21 protein-coding genes are annotated in these 20,504 nt (G+C 71.6%); 13 read left to right on the top strand and 8 right to left on the bottom strand.

What is annotated here, in order from left to right:
• The first annotated feature begins 21 nt into the window (after positions 1 to 21).
• Positions 22 to 1,200: a cystathionine gamma-synthase gene (locus H4F70_RS08255; RefSeq protein ID WP_182359790.1), complete on the top strand. Its 1,179-nt coding sequence runs from the start codon at positions 22 to 24 to the stop codon at positions 1,198 to 1,200.
• 65 nt (positions 1,201 to 1,265) lie between these two features.
• Here H4F70_RS08255 and H4F70_RS08260 read toward each other — a convergent pair whose 3' ends face one another.
• Positions 1,266 to 3,158 carry a hypothetical protein gene (locus H4F70_RS08260; RefSeq protein WP_182359791.1) on the bottom strand — a complete coding sequence of 631 codons (1,893 nt, stop codon included), beginning with the start codon at positions 3,156 to 3,158 and terminating at the stop codon, positions 1,266 to 1,268.
• Between the two features lie 323 nt (positions 3,159 to 3,481).
• Between H4F70_RS08260 and H4F70_RS08265 the strand changes: the two genes are divergently transcribed.
• Positions 3,482 to 5,017: a flavin-containing monooxygenase gene (locus H4F70_RS08265; RefSeq protein ID WP_182359792.1), complete on the top strand. Its 1,536-nt coding sequence runs from the start codon at positions 3,482 to 3,484 to the stop codon at positions 5,015 to 5,017.
• On the opposite strand, the gene H4F70_RS08270 is transcribed toward H4F70_RS08265, so the two are convergent.
• Positions 4,978 to 5,538 carry a GbsR/MarR family transcriptional regulator gene (locus H4F70_RS08270; protein WP_182359793.1) on the bottom strand — a complete coding sequence of 187 codons (561 nt, stop codon included), beginning with the start codon at positions 5,536 to 5,538 and terminating at the stop codon, positions 4,978 to 4,980. The two genes, H4F70_RS08265 and H4F70_RS08270, sit on opposite strands and share 40 nt — an antisense overlap.
• A 140-nt stretch (positions 5,539 to 5,678) precedes the next feature.
• Here H4F70_RS08270 and H4F70_RS08275 point away from each other — a divergent pair, with 140 nt between their 5' ends.
• The 3 genes from H4F70_RS08275 to H4F70_RS08285 are packed head-to-tail and all read left to right on the top strand — an operon-like array spanning position 5,679 to position 9,715.
• Positions 5,679 to 6,647, top strand: coding sequence for an ABC transporter ATP-binding protein (locus tag H4F70_RS08275; RefSeq protein ID WP_182359794.1), 969 nt, complete (start codon positions 5,679 to 5,681; stop codon positions 6,645 to 6,647).
• Positions 6,644 to 8,305, top strand: coding sequence for an ABC transporter permease (locus H4F70_RS08280; RefSeq protein ID WP_182359795.1), 1,662 nt, complete (start codon positions 6,644 to 6,646; stop codon positions 8,303 to 8,305). Before H4F70_RS08275 ends, H4F70_RS08280 begins: the two co-directional genes overlap by 4 nt.
• A 60-nt stretch (positions 8,306 to 8,365) precedes the next feature.
• Entirely contained in the window at positions 8,366 to 9,715 is a 1,350-nt protein-coding gene (locus H4F70_RS08285) for an outer membrane protein assembly factor BamB family protein (RefSeq protein WP_182359796.1), read from the top strand.
• On the opposite strand, the gene H4F70_RS08290 is transcribed toward H4F70_RS08285, so the two are convergent.
• Both H4F70_RS08290 and H4F70_RS08295 read right to left on the bottom strand, forming a co-directional pair.
• Positions 9,673 to 11,010 carry an MFS transporter gene (locus tag H4F70_RS08290; protein WP_182359797.1) on the bottom strand — a complete coding sequence of 446 codons (1,338 nt, stop codon included), beginning with the start codon at positions 11,008 to 11,010 and terminating at the stop codon, positions 9,673 to 9,675. The two genes, H4F70_RS08285 and H4F70_RS08290, sit on opposite strands and share 43 nt — an antisense overlap.
• Positions 11,007 to 11,699 carry a GntR family transcriptional regulator gene (locus tag H4F70_RS08295; protein ID WP_235681415.1) on the bottom strand — a complete coding sequence of 231 codons (693 nt, stop codon included), beginning with the start codon at positions 11,697 to 11,699 and terminating at the stop codon, positions 11,007 to 11,009. Before H4F70_RS08295 ends, H4F70_RS08290 begins: the two co-directional genes overlap by 4 nt.
• A 199-nt stretch (positions 11,700 to 11,898) precedes the next feature.
• Here H4F70_RS08295 and H4F70_RS08300 point away from each other — a divergent pair, with 199 nt between their 5' ends.
• From H4F70_RS08300 to H4F70_RS08310, 3 genes are all read left to right on the top strand, one after another.
• Positions 11,899 to 13,584 (top strand): AMP-binding protein, encoded by a 1,686-nt coding sequence (locus tag H4F70_RS08300; RefSeq protein WP_182359799.1) that lies wholly within the window; start codon positions 11,899 to 11,901, stop codon positions 13,582 to 13,584.
• Positions 13,585 to 13,660: 76 nt separating this feature from the next.
• Complete coding sequence (locus tag H4F70_RS08305; protein ID WP_182359800.1) at positions 13,661 to 16,156, top strand: SEC-C metal-binding domain-containing protein; 2,496 nt, start codon at positions 13,661 to 13,663, stop codon at positions 16,154 to 16,156.
• A gap of 125 nt (positions 16,157 to 16,281) precedes the next feature.
• Positions 16,282 to 17,136 (top strand): hypothetical protein, encoded by an 855-nt coding sequence (locus H4F70_RS08310; protein WP_182359801.1) that lies wholly within the window; start codon positions 16,282 to 16,284, stop codon positions 17,134 to 17,136.
• Between the two features lie 25 nt (positions 17,137 to 17,161).
• Here the strand turns inward: H4F70_RS08310 and H4F70_RS08315 are convergent, their stop codons facing one another.
• On the bottom strand, positions 17,162 to 17,362 hold the full coding sequence (locus H4F70_RS08315) for a hypothetical protein (RefSeq protein WP_182359802.1): 201 nt from the start codon (positions 17,360 to 17,362) through the stop codon (positions 17,162 to 17,164).
• 44 nt (positions 17,363 to 17,406) lie between these two features.
• On the opposite strand from H4F70_RS08315, the gene relB reads away from it, so the two are divergent.
• Both relB and H4F70_RS08325 read left to right on the top strand, forming a co-directional pair.
• Positions 17,407 to 17,622: a type II toxin-antitoxin system RelB family antitoxin gene (relB, locus tag H4F70_RS08320; RefSeq protein WP_220471787.1), complete on the top strand. Its 216-nt coding sequence runs from the start codon at positions 17,407 to 17,409 to the stop codon at positions 17,620 to 17,622.
• Complete coding sequence (locus tag H4F70_RS08325; protein ID WP_182359803.1) at positions 17,619 to 17,891, top strand: type II toxin-antitoxin system RelE family toxin; 273 nt, start codon at positions 17,619 to 17,621, stop codon at positions 17,889 to 17,891. The genes relB and H4F70_RS08325 overlap by 4 nt, the downstream gene beginning before the upstream one ends.
• Positions 17,892 to 17,897: 6 nt before the next feature.
• On the opposite strand, the gene H4F70_RS08330 is transcribed toward H4F70_RS08325, so the two are convergent.
• A complete protein-coding gene (locus H4F70_RS08330) occupies positions 17,898 to 18,392 on the bottom strand; it encodes a protein NO VEIN domain-containing protein (protein WP_268968369.1) in 495 nt (164 codons plus the stop codon).
• A 44-nt stretch (positions 18,393 to 18,436) separates the two neighbouring features.
• On the opposite strand from H4F70_RS08330, the gene H4F70_RS08335 reads away from it, so the two are divergent.
• Both H4F70_RS08335 and H4F70_RS08340 read left to right on the top strand, forming a co-directional pair.
• Positions 18,437 to 18,838 (top strand): helix-turn-helix transcriptional regulator, encoded by a 402-nt coding sequence (locus tag H4F70_RS08335; RefSeq protein ID WP_182359805.1) that lies wholly within the window; start codon positions 18,437 to 18,439, stop codon positions 18,836 to 18,838.
• A gap of 42 nt (positions 18,839 to 18,880) precedes the next feature.
• A complete protein-coding gene (locus H4F70_RS08340; protein WP_182359806.1) occupies positions 18,881 to 19,027 on the top strand; it encodes a hypothetical protein in 147 nt (48 codons plus the stop codon).
• Here H4F70_RS08340 and H4F70_RS08345 read toward each other — a convergent pair.
• The gene (locus H4F70_RS08345; RefSeq protein WP_182348219.1) at positions 19,003 to 19,206 is read right to left on the bottom strand and encodes a hypothetical protein; all 204 of its coding nucleotides are present in this window, start codon (positions 19,204 to 19,206) and stop codon (positions 19,003 to 19,005) included. The genes H4F70_RS08340 and H4F70_RS08345 overlap by 25 nt on opposite strands.
• A gap of 223 nt (positions 19,207 to 19,429) precedes the next feature.
• Here H4F70_RS08345 and H4F70_RS08350 point away from each other — a divergent pair, with 223 nt between their 5' ends.
• The gene (locus tag H4F70_RS08350) at positions 19,430 to 19,900 is read left to right on the top strand and encodes a cupin domain-containing protein (RefSeq protein WP_182359807.1); all 471 of its coding nucleotides are present in this window, start codon (positions 19,430 to 19,432) and stop codon (positions 19,898 to 19,900) included.
• Positions 19,901 to 19,990: 90 nt separating this feature from the next.
• Here the strand turns inward: H4F70_RS08350 and greA are convergent, their stop codons facing one another.
• Positions 19,991 to 20,485, bottom strand: coding sequence for a transcription elongation factor GreA (greA, locus tag H4F70_RS08355; protein ID WP_182348221.1), 495 nt, complete (start codon positions 20,483 to 20,485; stop codon positions 19,991 to 19,993).
• Positions 20,486 to 20,504: the final 19 nt, after the last annotated feature.

A 20,504-nucleotide genomic window follows, 5' to 3' on the forward strand; every position in this document is an offset into this window, starting at 1 on the left:
CCGGTCGGTAGTGTGTGCCGCATGAGCGAGCAGCGCAGCCAGGCCGATTCCGCATCGTGGCAGGGGTTCTCCACCCGCGCCATCCACGCAGGCTATGAGCCGGATCCGCGGACCGGCGCGGTGAACGTCCCCATCTACGCCTCGTCCACCTTCGCGCAGGACGGCGTCGGCGGCATGCGCGACGGCTTCGAGTATGCGCGCACGGGCAACCCCACCCGCCGGCCGCTGGAGGCGAACCTGGCGGCGATCGAGGCGGGCACCTTCGGCCGGGCGTTCGGCTCGGGCATGGCCGCGACGGACACGATGATCCGCGCGGCGCTGCGCCCCGGCGATCACCTCGTCATCCCCAACGACGCCTACGGCGGCACGTTCCGGCTCATCGACAAGGTCTTCACGCAGTGGGGCATCGAGTACACGCCCGCGGCCGTCAATGACGTCGACGCCGTCCGTGCGGCCATGCGGCCCAACACCAAGCTGGTGTGGCTGGAGACGCCCACCAACCCGCTGCTCAACGTGGGCGACATCGCCGCGCTGGCGCAGGCGGCCCACGACGGCGGGGCGAAGCTGGTGGTGGACAACACCTTCGCGTCGCCCTACCTGCAGAACCCGCTGACGCTGGGTGCCGATGTGGTCCTGCATTCCACCACCAAGTACATCGGTGGCCACTCGGACGTGGTCGGCGGCGCATTGGTGACCGACGACGAAGAGCTGGACGCGGCGTTCGCGTTCCTGCAGAACGGCGCGGGGGCGGTGCCCGGCCCGTTCGACGCGTTCCTCACGCTGCGCGGCATCAAGACGCTCGAGGTGCGCATGGAGCGGCACTGCGACAACGCGGAGAAGCTGGTCCAGTTCTTCACCGGGCACCCGGCAGTCGAGAAGGTTCTCTACCCGGGGCTCGCCGAGCACCCGGGTCACCAGGTCGCGGCGACGCAGATGCGGCGCTTCGGCGGCATGGTGTCGGTGCAGCTCGCCGGCGGCAAGCAGGCGGCGCTCGACTTCTGCTCGCGTACCGAGATCTTCACGTTGGCCGAGTCGCTGGGCGGCGTCGAATCGCTCATCGAGCACCCGGGCGCGATGACCCACGCCTCGACGGCCGGGTCGCTGCTGGAGGTGCCGGAGAACCTGGTGCGCCTGTCCGTGGGGATCGAGGACGGCGGCGATCTGCTGGGCGACGTCGAGCAGGCGCTCGAGGGCCTCTGACCTGCTGCTCTGACCTGCTATCCTGATCCGGCGCCGCCCTGGCTTTCCGCCACGGCGGCGCCGGCTCAGTTGGTGGACTGGTTGGGTAGGTGCGCGCCGATGTAGCCGACGTAGACGGTGCCGGAGCATCCGGTGTCGTCGTAATAGTGCAGGCGCGGGCTGACGGTGCTCCCGCCGCCCACGCGGAAGTGTCCGCCCATGAAGATCGCGCCGTCGGGGTGCACCGATTCCGGCACCGGCAGCACGCGCGGTTCCCGGAATGCCGCCGCGCGCGTGGTCGTGTCGCTCTCCACCGCGGCATGGTCGTGGACGGAGAATCCGCGGCAGCCGGGCGGCGTCTGCGTGAGGTAGTTGTGCACGCCGGGCGGCCCGGTGCCGGTGGTGCGCGATTCCGCGTAGTCGGACAGCGCGAGCAGCGCCTTCCACGTCTTGTGCACGTATCCACGGGCGTTCGACTGCCGGTCCAGGCGCAGCGCAGGCTGCGGGTCGCCGGTGAATCGCACGTGCGGAATCCCGTCGAGGCGGTCGAGGAGTTCGGCGAACGTGTCCGGCGCGGCGGAGTCCTGCGTACCCGGCATCGGCCCCGGCGCCGCCGGCCCCGGTGTGCCGCGCAGATCGTCGATGATGCGCTGCGCAGCGTCGAGGGCGCGGTGCGCGGTGGCGAGCTCGTGGCGCAGCCGTCGGATCTCGTCGCGGTCGCGGCGGTGTTCGCGGGTGCGGCGGAGGCCGCGCCGGGCGACGATGCGCAGGCTCTCCAGCGAGTCCGTGTCGATGGCGCGGTCGCCGAGGACGTCCTCGAGGATGTCGCCGAGCAGTGACCCGAGCGGCCCGCCGGGCAGCCCGCCGGAACGGGTGCGCGGGATCGTGTGGCCGGGCGCCACGTGTGCGCCCGGTTTCGGCGGCACGGAATCCGGCGTCGGCGCGGAGTCATCCGACGCGGTAGTGGACTCCCCGGGGGCAGGCCGGGCCTCGGCGGCGGACGGAGCCTCCCTGCACCGATCTATGAGGCTGCTCAGCTGTGCGTCGGCCTCCTCGACGGCCGGCGGCAGCGCGGCGGCGAGGGCATAACGCAGCGCCAGGTGCCACAGCTCGCGGCGCAGGCCGTACTCGTCGGAGACGAGCCTGTCCGCCCCGATGACGCTGTGGTGCACGGGGAAGCCGGCTTCCGTCGGATCCGGAGCAGGTGCGCCGTCCTCCGGCACGGCGGGGCCGTCGGCCGCGGCGGGCGTGGATGGCGGGAAGACCGCTCCCGTGCCCGGGCCGATCCGCAGCGCCGCCGGCACCGCCTCGTTGAACTGTGCGGTGGCCGGCGCGTCGAGGACCCGCGCGACGAGGAGCGTTTCCGCGTCGGCCGTCAGGGACGCGACGAGGTCGGCGAGCCTGCGCACCGGGAACCCGTGGTCGGTGCCGACGACCAGGACGGGCCGCGCGCGGCCGGGATCGCGCAACGCGTCGAGGAGCTCCGGGACGTCCGGCCGCTGCGCGATGGGGACGCCCGTCGTCAGCGGGTGCGCGCCGTCACGGGCGCCCAGCTCGGCGGCCAGCGCGGCGGCGACGCGGGGCGCGCGGGTGGGCGGCGCCTCCGAGCATTCGCGGACCAGCACCCAGCCGTGCCGGCCGAAACGGTCGACCTCGTAGGTGATCGAAGTGGTGCGCGGTCCGTCCGCGGGTGTGTCGGTGCGCGGACCGCCGCCCGGGACGGGCCCGGGCTTGCGTTCCGGCGCCCCGCCGGCCTCGGTGCCGCGCGTGAGGGTGATCCGCCCGGCACGGCGGCCGCTGCCGCGGTCGACGCGGCCGGCGCGCGCCGCGTGCGAGGCCGCGTCGAGGGTGACGCGTTCGCCGGGTGCCGGGACGCGGCCCTCCCAGCCGGCTTCCGCGAACCAGTCGCCGAGGGCCCTGTCGATGATCGCGAGGGCGCCGGGGACGTCGAAGCGGAAGTAGATCGGGCACTGGTGCACGGGTCTGCTCCTCGGTCCTCGTGGGCGTGGTTTCACGTACGCAGCGTTTTCACGTACGCAGCGGTTTCTCTGCCGACACGCATTGTCACACGAGATCCCCGTGCGCAATCCGCGGAGCGGGCCGCCGTGGTCGGATTGTGACGGTGTGCACCGGTGCTTTCCCCGCAGGTGGAGTAGGCGAGGAAGCAGGGAGGGTGACGCACGCCGCGCTCTGTGACACACTTAACGGTGAACGCATGGTTACATTTAAATCGACCAGCGAGCCGGGCGCCGGCACGAAACAGGGTGCGGTGTGCGGGTGCGATGGCGAGGGGAGCGGCCGGATGGGAAACGTGGACACGCCGGGCGGGGCGGACCGGCCGCAGTACGAGGCCGTCATCGTCGGCGCCGGTTTCGGGGGCATGGGCGCGGCGATCGCGCTGCAGCGTCTCGGCATCGACGACGTGCTCATCCTCGAGCGCGAGGATGACCTGGGCGGCACCTGGCACGTCAACCACTACCCGGGCCTGGCGGTGGACATCGCTTCGGTCACCTACTCGTTCTCGTTCGAGCCCAACCCGTACTGGTCACGCCTGTTCGCGCCCGGCGCGGAGCTCAAGCAGTACGCCGAGCACGTGGCCGGCAAGTACGACCTGCGCCGGCGGATGCGTTTTGGCCAGGTCGTCGAAGGCGCACGGTGGAACGAGGACGGCCGCTTCTGGTCGGTGGCGATCCGCGGTGGGCACGCCGTCACCGCGCGCTACCTGCTCACCGCCACCGGGTTCCTCTCGCAGCCGCAGATGCCCGCCATCGACGGCATCGACGAGTTCGCCGGCACCGTGCTGCACACCACCGCGTGGGACGACGAGGCGGACATGCGCGGCCGTCGCGTCGGGATCATCGGGACCGGCGCCACCGCCGTGCAGCTGATCCCCGAGCTCGCCGAAGCCGCATCCGCGCTCACCGTCTACCAGCGCACGCCCATCTGGGTGGTGCCCAAGGTCGATTTCCCCATCCCGCGCCCAGTACAGCGCCTGTTCGCGCGTGTGCCGCTGACGCAGAAGGCTGCGCGGCTGGCCAACACCGCGGTGCTCGAGGCGATGATGGTCAGCGCGGTGCTGCACTACCGGCAGAGCCGCTTCCTCAACGCCGGGGCGGCCTTGCTGGCCAAGGGACACCTGCGCCGCCAGGTGCGTGACAGGAACCTGCGCCGCAAGCTCACGCCCGCCTACGACTTCGGGTGCAAGCGGCCGACGTTCTCCAACCACTACTTCCGCGCGTTCACCCGCCCGAACGTGGAGTTGGAGACAGACTCGATCGCGCGCATCGACGCCGGCGGCATCGTCACCGCGGACGGGCGCCGCACCGATATCGACACCCTCGTGCTGGCCACCGGGTTCAACCTGTGGGACGTGAACTTCCCCGCCATCGAGGTGATCGGACGCGGCGGCAGGAACCTGGGCGCCTGGTGGCGGGACAACCGGTTCCAGGCGTACGAGGGCGTGTCGGTGCCGCGGTTCCCCAACTTCCTCACGCTCTCCAGCCCGTACTCGTACAGCGGCCTGTCGTACTTCACCACCATCGAGGCGCAGATGAAGCACCTCACCCGCCTGTTCCAGGGCATGCGGGCGGCGGGGGCGGACACCTTCGAGGTGACCGAGAGCGCCAACACCGCGTTCCTGGACCGGGTCACCGACCTGCTCGGCGATTCGGTGTTCTACCGCGGCGCCTGCGAGGGCTCGCGCAGCTACTACTTCAACCAGCATGGCGAGGCGGCGATCCTGCGGCCCACCTCGACGGCGAACGCACTGTGGGAAGCGGGCAGGTTTCCGTTGGCGGACTACGCGTTCAGCGCGTCGCCGGTGCCGGCCTCGTCGTGACCTGACCTGTCCTGGCCCGCGCCCCCGCGGCGCCGTCGCAGCGCCCGCCACCGTTCGAGTATGCCGGGCAGCTCGCCCTCGAGGAACTCGAAGAACTCCAGGGCCTCCGCCATGCGCCGCCCGGCCGGCGAGTCCGCGCCGAGCGCCGCGACGCCGTCGCGCAGGTCGTTCCGCCACGCCCGCAGCGCGCGCATGTCCTGGAGCATCAGGTTGACGAACGAGTCCGACTCGGCGATGTAGAGGTCCTGCCGGGTGCCGCTGACGGTGCCGCGGGTGATGAAGCCGACCTGCGCCAGCCAGCGGACCGCGCCGGAGACCGCGCCCGCGCTCACGCCCAACGCGTCCTTGAGTTGCGCCGCCGTCAGGCCCCGTGACGGTGCCGCCATCAGCGTGGCGAAGACCCGCGACGCCATCCGCGGCAGCCCGGAGGTGGTCATCGACGAGGCGAAGCGCTCGACGAACTCGGCCGCCGCGTCCTCCAGGCGGGCCGCGGGTTCCGCTGCGGCACGTCCATCCGGCATGGGCACCTCCGGGAGCGGGTCGTAGGGGCGGCTAGGGGCGGGGCGTCCCGGCGGTCGGGTCGGGCGACATCACCGCCCTCCCAGTGTTTCACCTTTTTCTCAGTGTTCACAACATACTGAAAGATATGTACGCTGGGGCCATGGACGCGGTGATCGAAGCCCGGGGGCTCCGCAAGACGTTCGGAGCGGTCCGGGCCCTGGACGGGCTGGAACTACGGGTGCGGCGGGGGGAGGTGCACGGTTTCCTCGGGCCCAACGGCGCCGGGAAGTCCACCACCATCCGGGTTCTGCTGGGACTGTTGCGCGCGGACCCCGGCGGCACCGTCCGCCTGCTGGGCGGCGACCCGTGGGCGGACGCGACCGCACTGCACCGGCGGCTCGCATACGTGCCGGGGGATGTGGCCCTGTGGCCCAACCTCAGCGGCGGCGAGGTCATCGACCTGCTCGGGCGGCTGCGCGGCGGGGTGGACCCGGCCCGGCGCGCGGAGCTGCTGGAGCGGTTCGACCTGGACCCGCGCAAGAAGGCCCGCACCTACTCCAAGGGAAACCGGCAGAAGGTGGCGCTGGTGGCGGCGCTGGCCGCGGACGTGGAGCTGCTCGTCCTCGACGAGCCCACCTCCGGCCTGGACCCCCTGATGGAGGAGGTGTTCCAGGACTGCATCCGCGAGGCCCGTGCGGCCGGGCGCACCGTGCTGTTGTCCAGCCACATCCTCGCCGAGGTGGAGTCGCTGTGCGACACAGTGAGCATCATCCGGGCCGGCCGCACCGTGGAGAGCGGCACGCTCGCAGACCTGCGGCACCTGACCCGCACGACGGTGACGGTGGAGACCGCGCGCCCGCTCGACGCGCTGGCGGGGCATCCGGCGGTGATGGGCTTCAAGACGGACGGGCCGCGCGCGTCGTTCGAGGTGGAATCGGACCGGCTCGACGCGGTGATGCGCACCGTCGCCGAGGGCGGCATCCGCTCGCTGGTCAGCCACCCGCCCACGCTGGAGGAGCTGTTCCTGCGCCACTACAACGATCGGCCCGGCGATCAGCCCGAAATTCAGGCGGACGGCCGGTCGGCGGGAGCCGGTCGGGCACCGGCGGACAGCGCGGTGCGGTCATGAGCGCCGCACCCGCCGCCGGCCTGCCGCGGATGCCCGCAGGGACGCGCGCCGCCCGCCCCGGCGGGGGAGCCATCGCCTCGGCCACGGCCGGCGTCGCCGCGCTGATCCGGCCGCACCTGCGGCGCGACCGCATCCGGCTGGGCGTGTGGATCGCCGGGCTCATCGCGGTGACCGGCGCGTCGGCCAACGCGGTCCAGGGCGTCTACGGGGACGCCGCCGAGCGCGCCGCCTACGCCTCGACCATGGACTCCAGCCCCGCCACGATCGCGATGAGCGGCCCGCCCGTCGCGCTCGAGACAACGGGCGGCATCACGGTGTTCGAGACCAACGCGGTGGCGCTCGTCGGCGTCGCGCTCATGGCCGTGTTCCTCACAGTGCGCTACACGCGCGGCGAGGAGGAGACGGGCCGCACGGAACTGCTGCTGGCCGGGGTGCTGGGGCCGCGGGCGCCGCTGACGGCGGCCGGCCTGCTGGTGGCGGCGGCGTCGATACTGGTGGGGGCCGGTGTGGCCGTGGCGTTCCTGGCGCTGGGGCTTTCGGCCGCCGGCTCAGTGCTGTTCGGTGCAGAGGTGGCCGTCACCGGCATGGTGTTCACGGCGCTGTCGCTGGTGTGCGCACAAGTACTCGCACACGCCCGCGCCGCGGCGGGGCTGGGCGCGGGGCTCGTGGGGGCGGCGTTCGCCGTGCGCGCGGTCGGCGACGTCGGCGGCGGCACGCTGTCATGGATCTCGCCCATCGGGTGGGCGCAAGCCGCCCACCCGTTCGGCGGCGACCGCTGGTGGCCCCTGGGCCTCCCGCTGCTGCTCGCGGTGGCGGCGGCGGGCGTGGCCTGGCGCCTGGACGGCATCCGCGACGTCGGCGGATCCCTCGTCGCCCCGCGCCTGGGACCGGCGTCCGCGCCGCGGGGCCTGGCGAGCGTGCCGGCGTGGGCCTTCCGGATGCAGCGGGCGTCGATCGCAGGCTGGGCGGCTGGCATGGTGCTGGCGGGCGCGGCACTGGGGTCGGTGGGCAGCCAGGTCGCGGACATGGTGCGTGGCAACGAGCAGATGGAGAAGGTGTTCGGCGGCGCGGAAGGGATCGTCGACCAGTACTTCGCCATGGTGGCCCTGCTGCTGGGGCTGCTGGCGGCGGGCTTCGCGGCGTCGACGGTACTGCGCCTGCGCGGCGAGGAGACGTCCGGGCGGGCGGAGGCGCTGCTGGTGGCGGGGGCGTCGCGGCGGCGTTGGATGGGCGGCTGGCTCGCGGTGACGTCCGTCGCCGCGGTGGGGCTGACGGCGTGCGGCGCGGTCGGCGCCGCGTCCGCCGACGCACTGGCCACCGGCGACGCGGCGCAGCTGCCGCGGATCTTCGGCGCGATGCTCGTGCCGCTCGCCTCCATCGCGGTGGTCATCGGTCTCGCCGCCGCGCTCGTGGGATTCGCGCCGCGGGCCCAGTACGCCACGTGGGCCGTGGTGGCCTGGGCGTTCATCGCCGGCTGGTTCGGCGACCTGCTGGGCCTGCCGGGCTGGGCCGTCGATCTGTCGCCGTTCTCGTGGGTGGCGCAGGCGCCCGCCGAGCCGATGGGGTGGGGCGCGTGGCTGCTCACTCTCGCCGTCGGCACTGCACTCGCGGCCGCCGGCGTCGAGGGGCTGCGCCGGCGGGACCTGCAGGCGCAGTGATGGACCGGCGGCGCTCTCCGGCGGCCGACCGGGGAGCGCGATCCGCTAGGCTCGCGTCCCATGCGCCTGATCCGCCCCGCGGCGAGTCTCGTGACCGCAGCCGCCATCGCCTTGGCCCTCTCGAATGCTCCGGCCTCGGCAGCCGGGCAGGGCGAGTGGACCCAGTACCGCTATGCGCCCACCAAGAATGCGAACGTGCATGCGGGGCAGGCGGTGTTCACCGGGGCCATCCCCACCGCGAACGAGGTGCGCGCGACACCGGTCGTGGCCGACGGGACGATCTTCGTCGGCAGTCACGGCACCGGCGAGCTGCAGGCGTTCGACCTGGCCACCGGTGCGCTGCGCTGGCAGGCGCAGGCACCCAACTGGGTGCACTCGGAGATGATCCACTCCGGCGGAACGGTGTTCGTGGGCTTCGGCAACCGGTTCGCCGGCGACGACGGCAACCGCGGCACCGGCGCGAGCGGCGTGCTGGCACTGGACGCGGACACGGGGGAGACCCTGTGGCGCTTCGACACCCCCGGCGAGGTCATGCCCACGCCGGTGCTGGTGGGTGGCGCGCTGTATGCGGTGACGGGGGACAAACACCTCTACACGCTCGACCCGGCCACCGGCGCCGAACTGAAGAAGGTGCCGCTGGGGCACGTGGTCAGCATGTCCTCGCCCGCAGAGGAATCCGGGATCCTCTACTTCGGCAGCGGGACGCCGGAGCCCTACACGTTCTTCGCCTACGACACCGCGGCGGGCGATTTCGCCTGGACGCGGGACTTCGGCGAGTTCAACCGAGGACTCGACGACGTGCCGCCCGCCGTCGCCGAGGGCGTCGTCGTCACCACCGCCAACACCGCCCTGCCGCCGGACATCGTCGGCACCCCGATGGAGGAGCACACCATCGTCGCGATGGACTCCGCCACCGGCGAGGTCCTGTGGCGCGACCGGCTCGGCGCGGGGCCGGCGCCGGTGAACAACCGCTCCGGGGCGCCGATGATCCACGACGGCATGGTGTTCGTCGGCAGCCCCACCACCGGCACCTCCTACGCCTACGACCTGCACACCGGTCAGCGGCTGTGGAACAAGTACACCGGGCCGGTCAAGGCGGCGCCGGCGGCGAGCGGCGGCACGGTCTTCTTCACCACGACCACCGGCGAGGTGCTCGCCATGGACGCCGGCACCGGGGAGCTCACCGGCCGGCTCCGTCTCGACGGGGCCCTCGTGCCGGCCGGTCCGGTCGTCGTCGACGACACCTACCTGGTGATCCCCAGCCAGAGCCGCGAGGTGGTCATCACGCGCATCGACGCGATCCCGCCGGCCTCCTGGGGAGCGACGGGAAGCCTCGGGTCGGCCGGGTCGCTCGACAACATCGGCGGCTATCTGGGGTCCGCGGAGGGGCTGGTCGGCTCCTCGTCGTGATCCCGCATGCGGCGCGGCTGCGCGGGCGCCTGTCCGTCCACCACGAGCGTGCGCCCCTCCGGGATGTGCTTGCGCGACGAGACCGCCAGCGCCGCCCAGCACGCTGCGGCCAGGGCGGTGAGCACCAGGAAGACCACGCCCAGCGGGACGGGTCCTGCCACCGCGGAGATCAGCGTCGGGGTGAGGAAGCCCAGGTAGGCGGCGGCGTAGAACACGCCGGTGAGCCCCGCCAGGTCTCTGTCGCCCGCGATGCGTTGCACCTCGATGAGCCCGGAGACCAGGCCGATGCCGATGCCCGCGCCGACCACCACGTTGGAGGCGAGGCCCATGGCCACCGACTGCAAATCGATCGCCAGCCAGACCAGCCCGATGCCGGCGGCCATGATCACCAGGGCGGCCGACAGCCCGCGGGCCGACGACATCGAGTGCACGCGCTTGGCGACGGGCTGGATCGCCGAGGACACCCCGAGGGCGATGACGGTGGCCGCGGTGGCGAACACCAGGCCCTGTTCGCCGGTGGCGTCGCGTAGCTTCGTCGGCAGGTACCCGTAGGCGATGGCGGCGGAGCCGAAGATCCAGGGCGCCGCCACCAGCACCACGCGCAGAAATCGTGGATGCCGTGCGCTGTCGATGCGCAGCTGTCGCAGCAGCGACGAGGAGGTGTCGGGCGCGTGCGTTTCGGGGGTGCGCAGCACGACGACGGCGAACGGGACCGCGACGACGATGTGCACCAGGAACGGCAGGACGTCGGGGAGCGGACCCCACTGGGCCAGCAGCCCCGCCACCAGCGCGCCGCCCGCGGAGCCGAGGGTGAACGCCAGCGAGGCGCGGCGGGGGCCGGCGGTGCGGCCCGCGCGCGGGTCGTGCGGGGCCTGCGAGAGCTCCTTGACCCAGCTGTTGCCCACCGCCATCGCGATGCCGATGGTGAACCCGGAGAACAGCCTTCCCGCGGCGATGAATCCGGGGCCATAGTGCCCCAGCGCCAGCAGGGCGCTGCCGAGCACGGCGGTGCCCACCCCGGCGAGCATGAGCGGCCTGCGGCCGTACCTGTCCGACAGCGGCCCGGCCACCAGCAGGGCGGGCGCGAGGCCCAGGACGTAGACGCCGAGCAGCAGGTTCACCAGAAACGACGAGTAGTCCTGCCGGTCCTCGTACATCACCAGCAGCGGGCTGAACTGGTTGCCGGCCCACGAGGCGACGAACACCACGCCCCAGACCGCCAGCCAGGGCGGGACGGCGCGGCGGGGCGAACGCGGGGTGGTCGGCGTGCGGTCGTCGGTGAGCGCGGTGGTCACAGGATCCCTTGGTGCATGGCGATGTGTTCGGACAGGACGGAGGCGTATCCGTCGGCGTCGCCCGCGGCCAGGGCCGCGGCCAGGCGCCGGTGCTGGTCCAGCGCGGGCCGCAGCTGGTCGGGGTGCACACGCATGAGCTGGTGGCGCAGCCGCTGCTGGCGGTCGCGCAGCAGGCCGGTGAAGTGCAGCGCAATGGGGTTGCGCGACGCGTCGACGACGGCGGTGTGGAAGGCGTCGTCGGCGGCGACGAACGCCTCGATCGCGGCGGCATCGGGCGGATCGGACCGACCGGCGGCGAGCGCCCGCTCCTGGCGCCGCAGCGCCTCGTCGAGCGCGGGCGCCGCCTCGGCGGCCCGGCCGTCGGCGATGGCGCGGCGGGCGGCGGACGCCTCGACGGCCTCGCGCATCTCGAGGACGTCCGCGGCCTCGCTCGGTGCCATGGGACGCACCAGGGCGCCCTTGCGGGAGGCGAGGGTGAGCAGGTTCTCGGCGGCCAGGCGCAGGAACGCCTCATGCACCGGGGTGCGGCTGAGGCCGAGCTCCGAGCACACCGTGACCTCGCTGAGGGCGGTGCCGCCGGGCAGTTCGCCGCGGATGATCGCGTCCTTGGTGTGCTGGTAGGCGCGGTCGGCGGCGGACGGGGGCACCGGAACAGACGGGGGCGCCGGGGCGCGCTCAGGGGAAGTCACCCGCACGACGATAACGTTGCATGCATCCATGCATGCAAGCGGGGCGTGTCCAGATTCTGCACACCTGCCGGCCGCGGGGACGCGCGATCATCGGTGCACGGCGAGCAAGTCTGCGAGCATCGCCCCTGTGACCCCGGCCGGCGCCGTGTGGACGATCCGGCGCCGGCCGGTTCCATACCGCGGCACACGAGGAGGGCCCATGCCAACCCAGTCGACGGAGCGGTTCCGCGCCGCACGGGATTTCCTGCTGGACCACGGCGACGACTACGCGGCGGCCTGTGCAGGGTTCGAGTGGCCGCGGCCCGCCGAGTTCAACTGGGCCCTCGACTGGTTCGACCGGATCGCCGACGGCAACGAGCGCCCGGCGCTGTGGATCGTCGAGGAGGACGGCAGCGAGGGCAAGTGGTCGTTCGCGGAGATGAAGCGGCGCTCCGACCAAGTGGCCGTCTGGCTGCGCGGGCTGGGCGTGCGCCGCGGCGACCGGATCCTGCTGATGCTCGCGAACCAGGTGGAGCTGTGGGAGACGATGCTCGCCGCGATGAAACTCGGCGCGGTCATCATCCCCGCGACCACGCTGCTGGTGGAGGCGGATCTGCGTGACCGCGTCGAGCGGGGCGGCGCCGGGTTCGCCGTCGCCCGCGCGGGCGACGCGGACAAGTTCGCCGCGCTCGCCGGGATCACCCGCATCGCCGTGGGGGCCACGCCCGCACCGGACGGGTGGGTCGACTACGCCGACTCGGAGGAGGCGCCGGACGACTTCGCGCCGGACGGGCCCACCCGCGCCGACGACACGCTGCTGCTGTACTTCACCTCCGGCACCACCTCGCGGCCCAAGCTGGTCGAGCACACGCACATCTCCTACCCGGTCGGCCACCTGTCGACGATGTACTGGATCGGCATGCGGCCGGGGGACGTGCACCTCAACATCTCCTCGCCCGGCTGGGCCAAGCACGCCTGGAGCAACGTCTTCGCCCCGTGGAACGCCGAGGCCACCGTGTTCCTGTTCAACTACGCACGGTTCGACGCCGAGCGGCTCATGCGCGAGATGGACCGGTGCGGGGTGACGAGCTTCTGCGCACCGCCGACGGTGTGGCGGATGCTCATCCAGGCCGACCTGGGCAAGCTGCGCACGCCGCCGCGCACCGTCGTCGGTGCCGGCGAGCCGCTCAATCCCGAGGTGATCGCGCGGGTGCAGCAGGCCTGGGGCGTGCAGATCCGCGACGGGTACGGGCAGACCGAGACGACGGTGCAGGTGGCGAACACGCCCGGCCAGCCCGTCAAGGCCGGGTCGATGGGCAAACCGGCGCCCGGATTCCGGATCGTGCTCGTCGACCCGGCGACGGGCGCGCACGGCGACGACGGGGAGATCTGCATCGACCTCGCCGAACGGCCGGTGGGGCTCATGGCCGGCTACTACGGCGACCGGGAGCGCACCGCGGCGGCGATGGAGGGCGGCGTCTACCACACCGGCGACGTCGGTTCCCGCGACGAGAACGGCTACATCACCTACGTGGGGCGCACCGATGACGTGTTCAAGTCGTCGGACTACCGGATCTCGCCGTTCGAGCTGGAGAGCGTGCTCATCGAGCACGAGGCGGTGGCGGAGGCCGCGGTGATCCCGGCGGACGACCCGGTGCGGCTCGCGGTGCCGAAGGCGTACGTGGTGCTCACCGGCGGGTGGACGCCGGGAGAGGACACCGCCGCGGCGTTGTTCGCGCACTGCCGCGAGCACCTGTCGCCGTACAAGTGGATCCGCCGCATCCAGTTCGCGGAGCTGCCGAAGACGATCTCGGGCAAGATCCGGCGCGTCGAACTGCGCGCGGCCGAGCGCGCCGCGCCGCAGCGGGGCGTCGACGAGTTCTGGGAGGAGGACCTGCGGGGGTGACGGGGCGAGGTGGTGCTGGGTGCCTGCGCTCTGGTCAGTCGGTCCGGGTGTTCGGCACGCCCGGTACCGTCGCGGCGTGACGGACTACCAGAGCGACCCGGACGCGGACGACGCCGTCGAGCTGCTCCGCGAACACGAGCCCATCACCGGCGCAGAGTGGATCGAGCTGCTCGTCGGCGCAGGTTGGCGGCGCTCCGACGCGAAGGCCTACGTGCACAACCCGCCGGAGCCCTACGTCGTCGAGTTCGCCGACGGACGCACGGTCGTGATGGACCGGATCGCGGACAGCATGGTCGTCACCCGCCGCGTCACTGACGCAGAGATCGCGGCCGATATCCTGGCGGACGGCCCGGATCTGGTGGCGCTGACGATCTTGCGCCCGAACGCGCCCGTCGAGCTGCCGGTGCTCGGCGATTACGCCGTGTTCGAGGAACGCGGCGCGGAGGAGCTCGCCGAGTCGATCGAGGCCGGTCTGATCCTGGAGCCGGGAACGCTCGCCCGGTACCGGCCGGGAGACCTCGTCGGAGTGTGCATCGGCGAGGACGGCGCGGTGTCGGTGGAACCGGTTCCGACGCCGGCGGAGGTGGACCTGCGCCCGGTCTTCGACGCGGCCGTCGCGCCCGGCGAGTCGGTGTACGTCGACGACATCCTGCACCAGCAGACGTGGGACCACGGGCTGCTGTGCACGCCCACGCTGCCCGTGTCCGAGCTGGTCGAGAACGCGGGATACGTACTGGACAACGGGCATCTCGCCCGCTCGCATGCGGATCTCGAGTCTTCCCGCCGCGAGTTGCGTGAGAGCATGCTCGCCGGCGAGGGCCCGGATGGCGGGGTGGGGCTGCGGCTGCTCATGTTCTCCCGGATGGCGTCGGCGGAACGGGAAGAGGCGATGCGCGCGGCGCTGGTGCGCAACCCGCAGGCCTTCGACGGCCTCGACGATTACGACGAGGTCATCGACATGCTCGCGATGATCGACCAGTCGGTGCTGCACGCGGCGGCCGAGGAGGACGATCCCGACGCCGACCGGGAGTACGGAGCCCTTCCCGCCGACGCGGTCCGCCTGTATTCCGGGTTGCGCGAGACCGGCGTGCTGGTGGCCCGCTTCGCCCCCACATACTCCCGGCCCGCGGCCCTGTACCTGGCCTCCGCCGCGGCGTCGCGGCTCAAGGACGTGGCCGGCGCTGAGTCACTGCTGCGCGACGCGTACGCCGCCGACGAGACCTGGTTGCTGAGCGTGCACGACCTCTTCGCGTTCGCGCTGATCCGGTCCGACTACGAACAGGCGCTTTCGTTCCTCCGCCTTCTACCCGATCCGGAAGAGAACCCGCTGATCCCGTTCCTCCAGGACATTCTCGCGCAGGCGTCGCCGGAGCCCGGGCGCAACGACCCGTGCTGGTGCGGGTCCGGCCGCAAGTACAAAAAATGCCACCGCGGCACGCCCCGCGTGAGCCCCAAACAGCGGAATCAGCTGCTGCAGACCAAGGCCTTCGCCTTCGCCCGGATGAGCCAGTTCGGGGTCGTCATCGATGCGCTCGAGGAGATGCGCGCCGAGAGCGTGGGCGCGCAGGCTGCGCCGCAGATGGCCGGCGACCCGCTGGCCGCCGACGTCGCCTTGATCGAGGGGCGGCTGCTGGAGGTGTTCCTCGACTACTGCGGGCCGCTGCTGACCGACGAGGACACAATGCTGGTGGCGCAGTGGATGCTGGTCGAGCGGTCGGTGTACGAGGTGCTCGAATCGCGCCCGGGCGAGGGCTTCACGCTGCGTGACGCGCGCACCGGCGAGCGGGTGGAGGTGACCGAACGCGCCGGGTCGCGGCAGATCAGCTCCGGCATGTTCCTCTGTGTCCGCGTCGTCCCCGAGGGAGACGAGAACGTCATCTACGGCGGCATTGAGACGATCGACCCGGCGCTGCGCGGCGAGCTCATCGACATCCTCGACGAGCCCGCCGACGCGTTCGGGCTCATCGAGCTGCTCGGCCGCCGCTACGCCCCGGTGCAGATGCGCACCGCCACCGGCGAGGAAATGGTGATCTGCACGGGCACGTTCAACATCCCCGACGCGACCGGTGTGGCCCGCAAGCTCAGCCGCCGTTACGGCAAACGTGAGGGCGACGAGTGGACCTGGCTGGACGGGACGCGCGTCCTCGGCACGGTCACGCAGATCCCCGCGGAGGACGACGGGCTGGCGCTGACCGTCGACGCGATGAGCGAGGAGCGCTACGAGGCGATGACCGAGCACCTGCTCTCCATCGCCCCGGGGGCCGAGCTGGTCGACGAGTCGCGCAGCAGCGCCGCCGAGCTGATGGACCGGGCGGAGTCGGACGGTGCGGCGGAGTTGCCCGCGCCGGAGCTGGATCCCGCTGCGGCGGAGGCGCTGGAGGAGTTCGTGCGCGATTACGAACGCAAGTGGGCCGACGAGTCCATTCCGGCACTGCAGGGGCGCACCCCGCGCGAGGCGGCCGAGGATCCCACCACCCGCGACGACGTGATCCGGCTGCTCGACTCGTTCCCGGAGGCCACCGGGCCCGGCGGGATGAGCCCGGCCCGGCTGCGGGAGATGCTGGGGCTGTAGCGGTGCCGGTCCGTGTTCCGTGACCGGTGAGCGCGCGCCTACGATCTGCGCCGCAGACCGTAGGCACGCGCTCACTGGTTTGTGCCGGGCGCTGAGCCCGCCGAAGTTGTCGCCCCTCGCCCGTAGTGTCGCGGTCGTCAGGGGAGACCGAGGGGGAGGACGAGACGGTGGAGCAGACGTTCTGCGAACACTGCGGCGGCTACGGCGCCGCTGAAGACTGGGACGACGAGGACGCTTGGGACTGGCTGGGGGCCGACGACGCGCACCGGGAGTTGTTGCGCGCCGCGCACGACGAGGATGCGCTGCGCCACCTCGGCGAGCACGGGCCGCTCGGCGAGCCGGATCTTTTGCGCCTGCTTGCGCGGGACGGGTGGGAATCGGAGGTGACGGAGAACTTCTTCGACGACGTGCCCGCGCACGGGATCGGCGTGTTTCCGGACGGCCGGATCGCGCTGATGGACGAGGCCGTCGACCGGACGGTGCTCACCCGGAGACTCACCGCGCACGAGATCGCCACCGACACCATCGTCGCCGCTCCGGACCTCACCGCGATCACCGAGATCCGGCATATCCGCGACTGGGGCATGGCCGCGCTCGCGGAGTTCTTCAGGAAGGTCTCGGGGGTACGCGACAGCGGCCGGCTGGGTGAGGTCACCGAAGATTCGCTCATGCTCGCACGCGGGTCGCTGTCCCGGTGCACGTCGGGCGACCTCGTCTCAGTGCGGATCCTGCGCAACGGTGCTGTGCGGTTCGCGCGGGTACCCGACGATCCGGAGCCTACGGATATGCGGCCGGCGCTCGACGAGGCCGCGGAAGGGCTCGGCTACTGCGAACTGCTGCCGGTGCTGTGGGAGAAGATGTGGAAGGGAAGCCTCTTCCGCGCGCCCACGCTTCCGGTGTCGGAGCTCGTGAGCGCCGCCGGTTACGCCCTGCAACGCGGCTGGGCGGTGCGCGATGGAGTGCGCCTGCCTGGGTGCTGACGCGCGCTGGCCGGAAGTCGGACGGTCAATCGAAGGTGAAGTGCACCGCCACCTGTCCGTTGACGCCGTGTTTGGCCAGCCCCGTCGCGGCGTGTGCCTCGGCCCCTGCGGCGAGCGTCGCAGGGGCCGGGGTGCCGGTGAAGTTGCGCCACCGGCTCTTCTGGTTCGGCGCGGCGGCCTCCCACATGTCGCGCCACTTGGCCTCGATGCTGGTGGCGGCGTCCACCACCTCCTGCGATACTTGTATCGCAGGAGGTGGTGGGGTTGTCCATGTCGATCAGGCTCACATCGGAGGAAGAGGCACGTTTGGATCGTCTTGCCAAACGCACCGGCCGTTCGAAGTCGTTCTATGTGCGCGAGGCGCTTCGGGAGCACCTCGACGAGTTGGAAGAGAAGTACTGGGGGGATGCCGTCGTGCAGGAGTGGGAAGCATCGGACAAGACGAGCCGGCCGGCCCAGGAACTCTGGGATGAGCTGGGGGTGTGACGGGCTGGCAACTCCGAACCACCACCAGGTTCGATAGAGCAGCCCGAAAACTCGATCGACAGGTCCTGCGGCGGGTGCGGACGTATCTGGACGAGGTGTGCCAGCTCGATGACCCGCGACTTCGCGGCAAGCCGCTCACCGCTGGACTATCCGGGTACTGGCGATATCGCATTGGTGATTGGCGTGTGATCGCTGAAATTCGTGAATCGGAACTGATTGTTCTCGCAATCGGCCTCGGCCATAGGTCCGAAATTTACGGCAACGACTGACCTGCTTCACACCGGTGCACCACCGGCCTCCCACACGTCGCGCCACTTGGCCTCGATGCCGGTGGCGGCGAACAAGCCGAAGTTCCAGTGCCGGAACGCATCCACGATGTACCGGAGCTGATCGTGCTCGGGTCCCTCGGGGCTCACGGCGACCAGCGCCAGCCGGTGCTCCTTGCCCGCATTCCGCCCGGTGGTCACCTCGTTGCGCGTGACGAAGAACGTGTCCGCACCCATCACCCGGCCCTTCACTTCGATGAAGATGGTCCGGCCGTCGGCGGTGGTGGTGCGGACGTCGAAGCCCGGGTTGTTGTGCGGCATCTCCTCGGGCCTTCGGCCCAGCGCGCGCTCGGCGGCCAGCACCATGGCGATCGCACGGCGGTCCGAGGTGACCGTGTCGACGGCGTGCCGCGGCGGCGGGGTGGAAGATTCCGGAAGCCGGCGCGGTTCCGCGGAACCGTTCCCGTCGTCGCTGCCGCAGCGAACATCACACTCTCTGCACAACGTACTGTGCAGACTTTGCGGGTGCGCTGGGCGAACGTAATCGCGTGGCGAGAACCGATGATGTGCTGGAGTGGCCGAGTTACGGCTTCTCGTTCAGCCGTCGGCTCCGCTACATCCGCCGCCACCGTGACCTCACCCAGGAGCAGCTGGCGCATCTGAGCGGGATGCACCGCAACCAGGTGTCCAATCTGGAGCGCAACACCAGCCGCGACGGCGGCTCGGCGGACCCGCACCTGTCCACCGTGTACAGCCTGGCGCGGGTGCTGCGCGTGCCGCCGGAGATGCTCATGCCGGACGTGGCGAGCGCGGTGACGCTGCGCTCGCGGGAGACCGCCGATGACATCGCGTGGGGTGCCGTGGAAGTGGAGTTGCGCCGGCAGCTCATCACGGAGCTGCCGCGCGAAGAAACGCCGCCACGGCCACTCGAGGCGCGGCGGCGCGACTGACCGGTGGCGGGGGGATGGATGAAGAGTCTCCGGGACGGCGTCATGATCCCGACTGTCCTGGCGATCGCGATCTTCGCGATGACGAGCGTGGCCGTCATCGAATTCGATGACGGCCACGTGGATCGCCGGGATCCGGACGTCGCGTCGGAAGAGCGGTGGGCCGCCTACACCGCCCGCACGACGATGTAGATGATGGCGGCCAGGATCAGCAGGTAGCTGATCACCATGACCACCCGGGTGGTGAGCTCACTGGTGGGAGGGAACATCCCCTTCAGCGGGTGATCCGTCAGGTACTCCGCCATGGTCCGCGTACGCACCCGGTTGCCTGAACGGGCGTCGAACTCGTCTTCCCGCACTGTCGAATCCATGTCGCTACCACCCTTTCCATGTGAAGCCGCTGTTCGCGCTGGGCGCTCCCGGAGGCGGATGTGCACACCGGGGCCCTGCCGAGTGTTGGGCTCACCTTGATTGTAACGCTGTTTCCGCAGGGGTGGTGAAGCTCGTCACAGAGCTGTGACGTGACGGCCGCCGGGACGTGACTGCAGCCGCCCCGCGCATGCACCCGGGCCCCGGATGCGGTGTGATCGAGGCATGGACGCCCGCAATGACGCGACGACTTCTCCGCTGCCGGATTGGGCCCGGGGGCTCGAGCTGGAGCCGCACCCGGAGGGCGGATGGTTCCGCGAGACGTGGCGCAGCGGGACCACGCTGCCCGCCGACGTGCTCCCGGCCGGCTTCCCGGGGCCGCGCTCGGCGGGCACCTGCATCCTGTTTCTGCTGGTGCCCGGGCAGCGCTCAGCATGGCATCGTGTGCCCGGCGCGGAGCTGTGGCTGCATCACCGGGGCGGACCTATCGCCCTCGAACTGGGCGGGACGGGCGACGTGCCGCGCGAGTCCGTCGTCCGCGTGGTCGGCTCGGACGTGGAGCGCGGTGAATCGCCGCAGGCCGTCGTGCCCGAGTGGTGCTGGCAGCGCGCGCAGCCGCTCGGCGGCGAGGCCGGACTCGTCGGCTGCGTCGTCGTCCCCGGCTTCGACTTCGCGGACTTTCGCATGCTCGACTGACGGGCCCGGCAGGCCACGTGGAGACGACGGCAGCCCGGCACCTGAAGGTGCCGGGCTGCCGTGCGGCGGTCGCTCGTCGCCGAGAGGTGGTCAGCCCTTGTACGGCTCCGCACTCAGGAGCGTGACCTTCATCGTCCGGCCGCTGGGCACGAGGTACTCGCGGGTCTCGCCGACCTTGGCGTCGATGAGGGCGCCGCCCAGCGGCGAGCTGGGGGAGTAGATCTGCATCTCGTCCTCGGCAGACGCCTCCTCGCGGGTGGCGATGAGGAACTTCTCCGTGTCGGACTCGTCGTCGCCGTAGTAGACCTCGACGACGGAGCCGGGGAGGGCGACGCCCGACTTGGTGGGGGCCACGCCCACGTTGGCATTGCCGAGCAGCTCCTGCAGCTGGCGGATGCGCGCCTCCTGCTGGCCCTGCTCCTCGCGGGCCGCGTGGTAGCCGCCGTTCTCCTTGAGGTCGCCTTCTTCACGGCGTTCGTTGATCTCGGCGGCGATCACGGGACGATTCGCGACGAGACCATCCAGTTCCGCCTTGAGCCGGTCGTACGACTCCTGGGTGAGCCAGGTCTCCTGCGTATCAGTCATGTCGGTCGCTCCATGGTCG

Origin of the sequence: Tomitella gaofuii (assembly GCF_014126825.1) — a bacterium.
Lineage (GTDB): Bacteria > Actinomycetota > Actinomycetes > Mycobacteriales > Mycobacteriaceae > Tomitella > Tomitella gaofuii.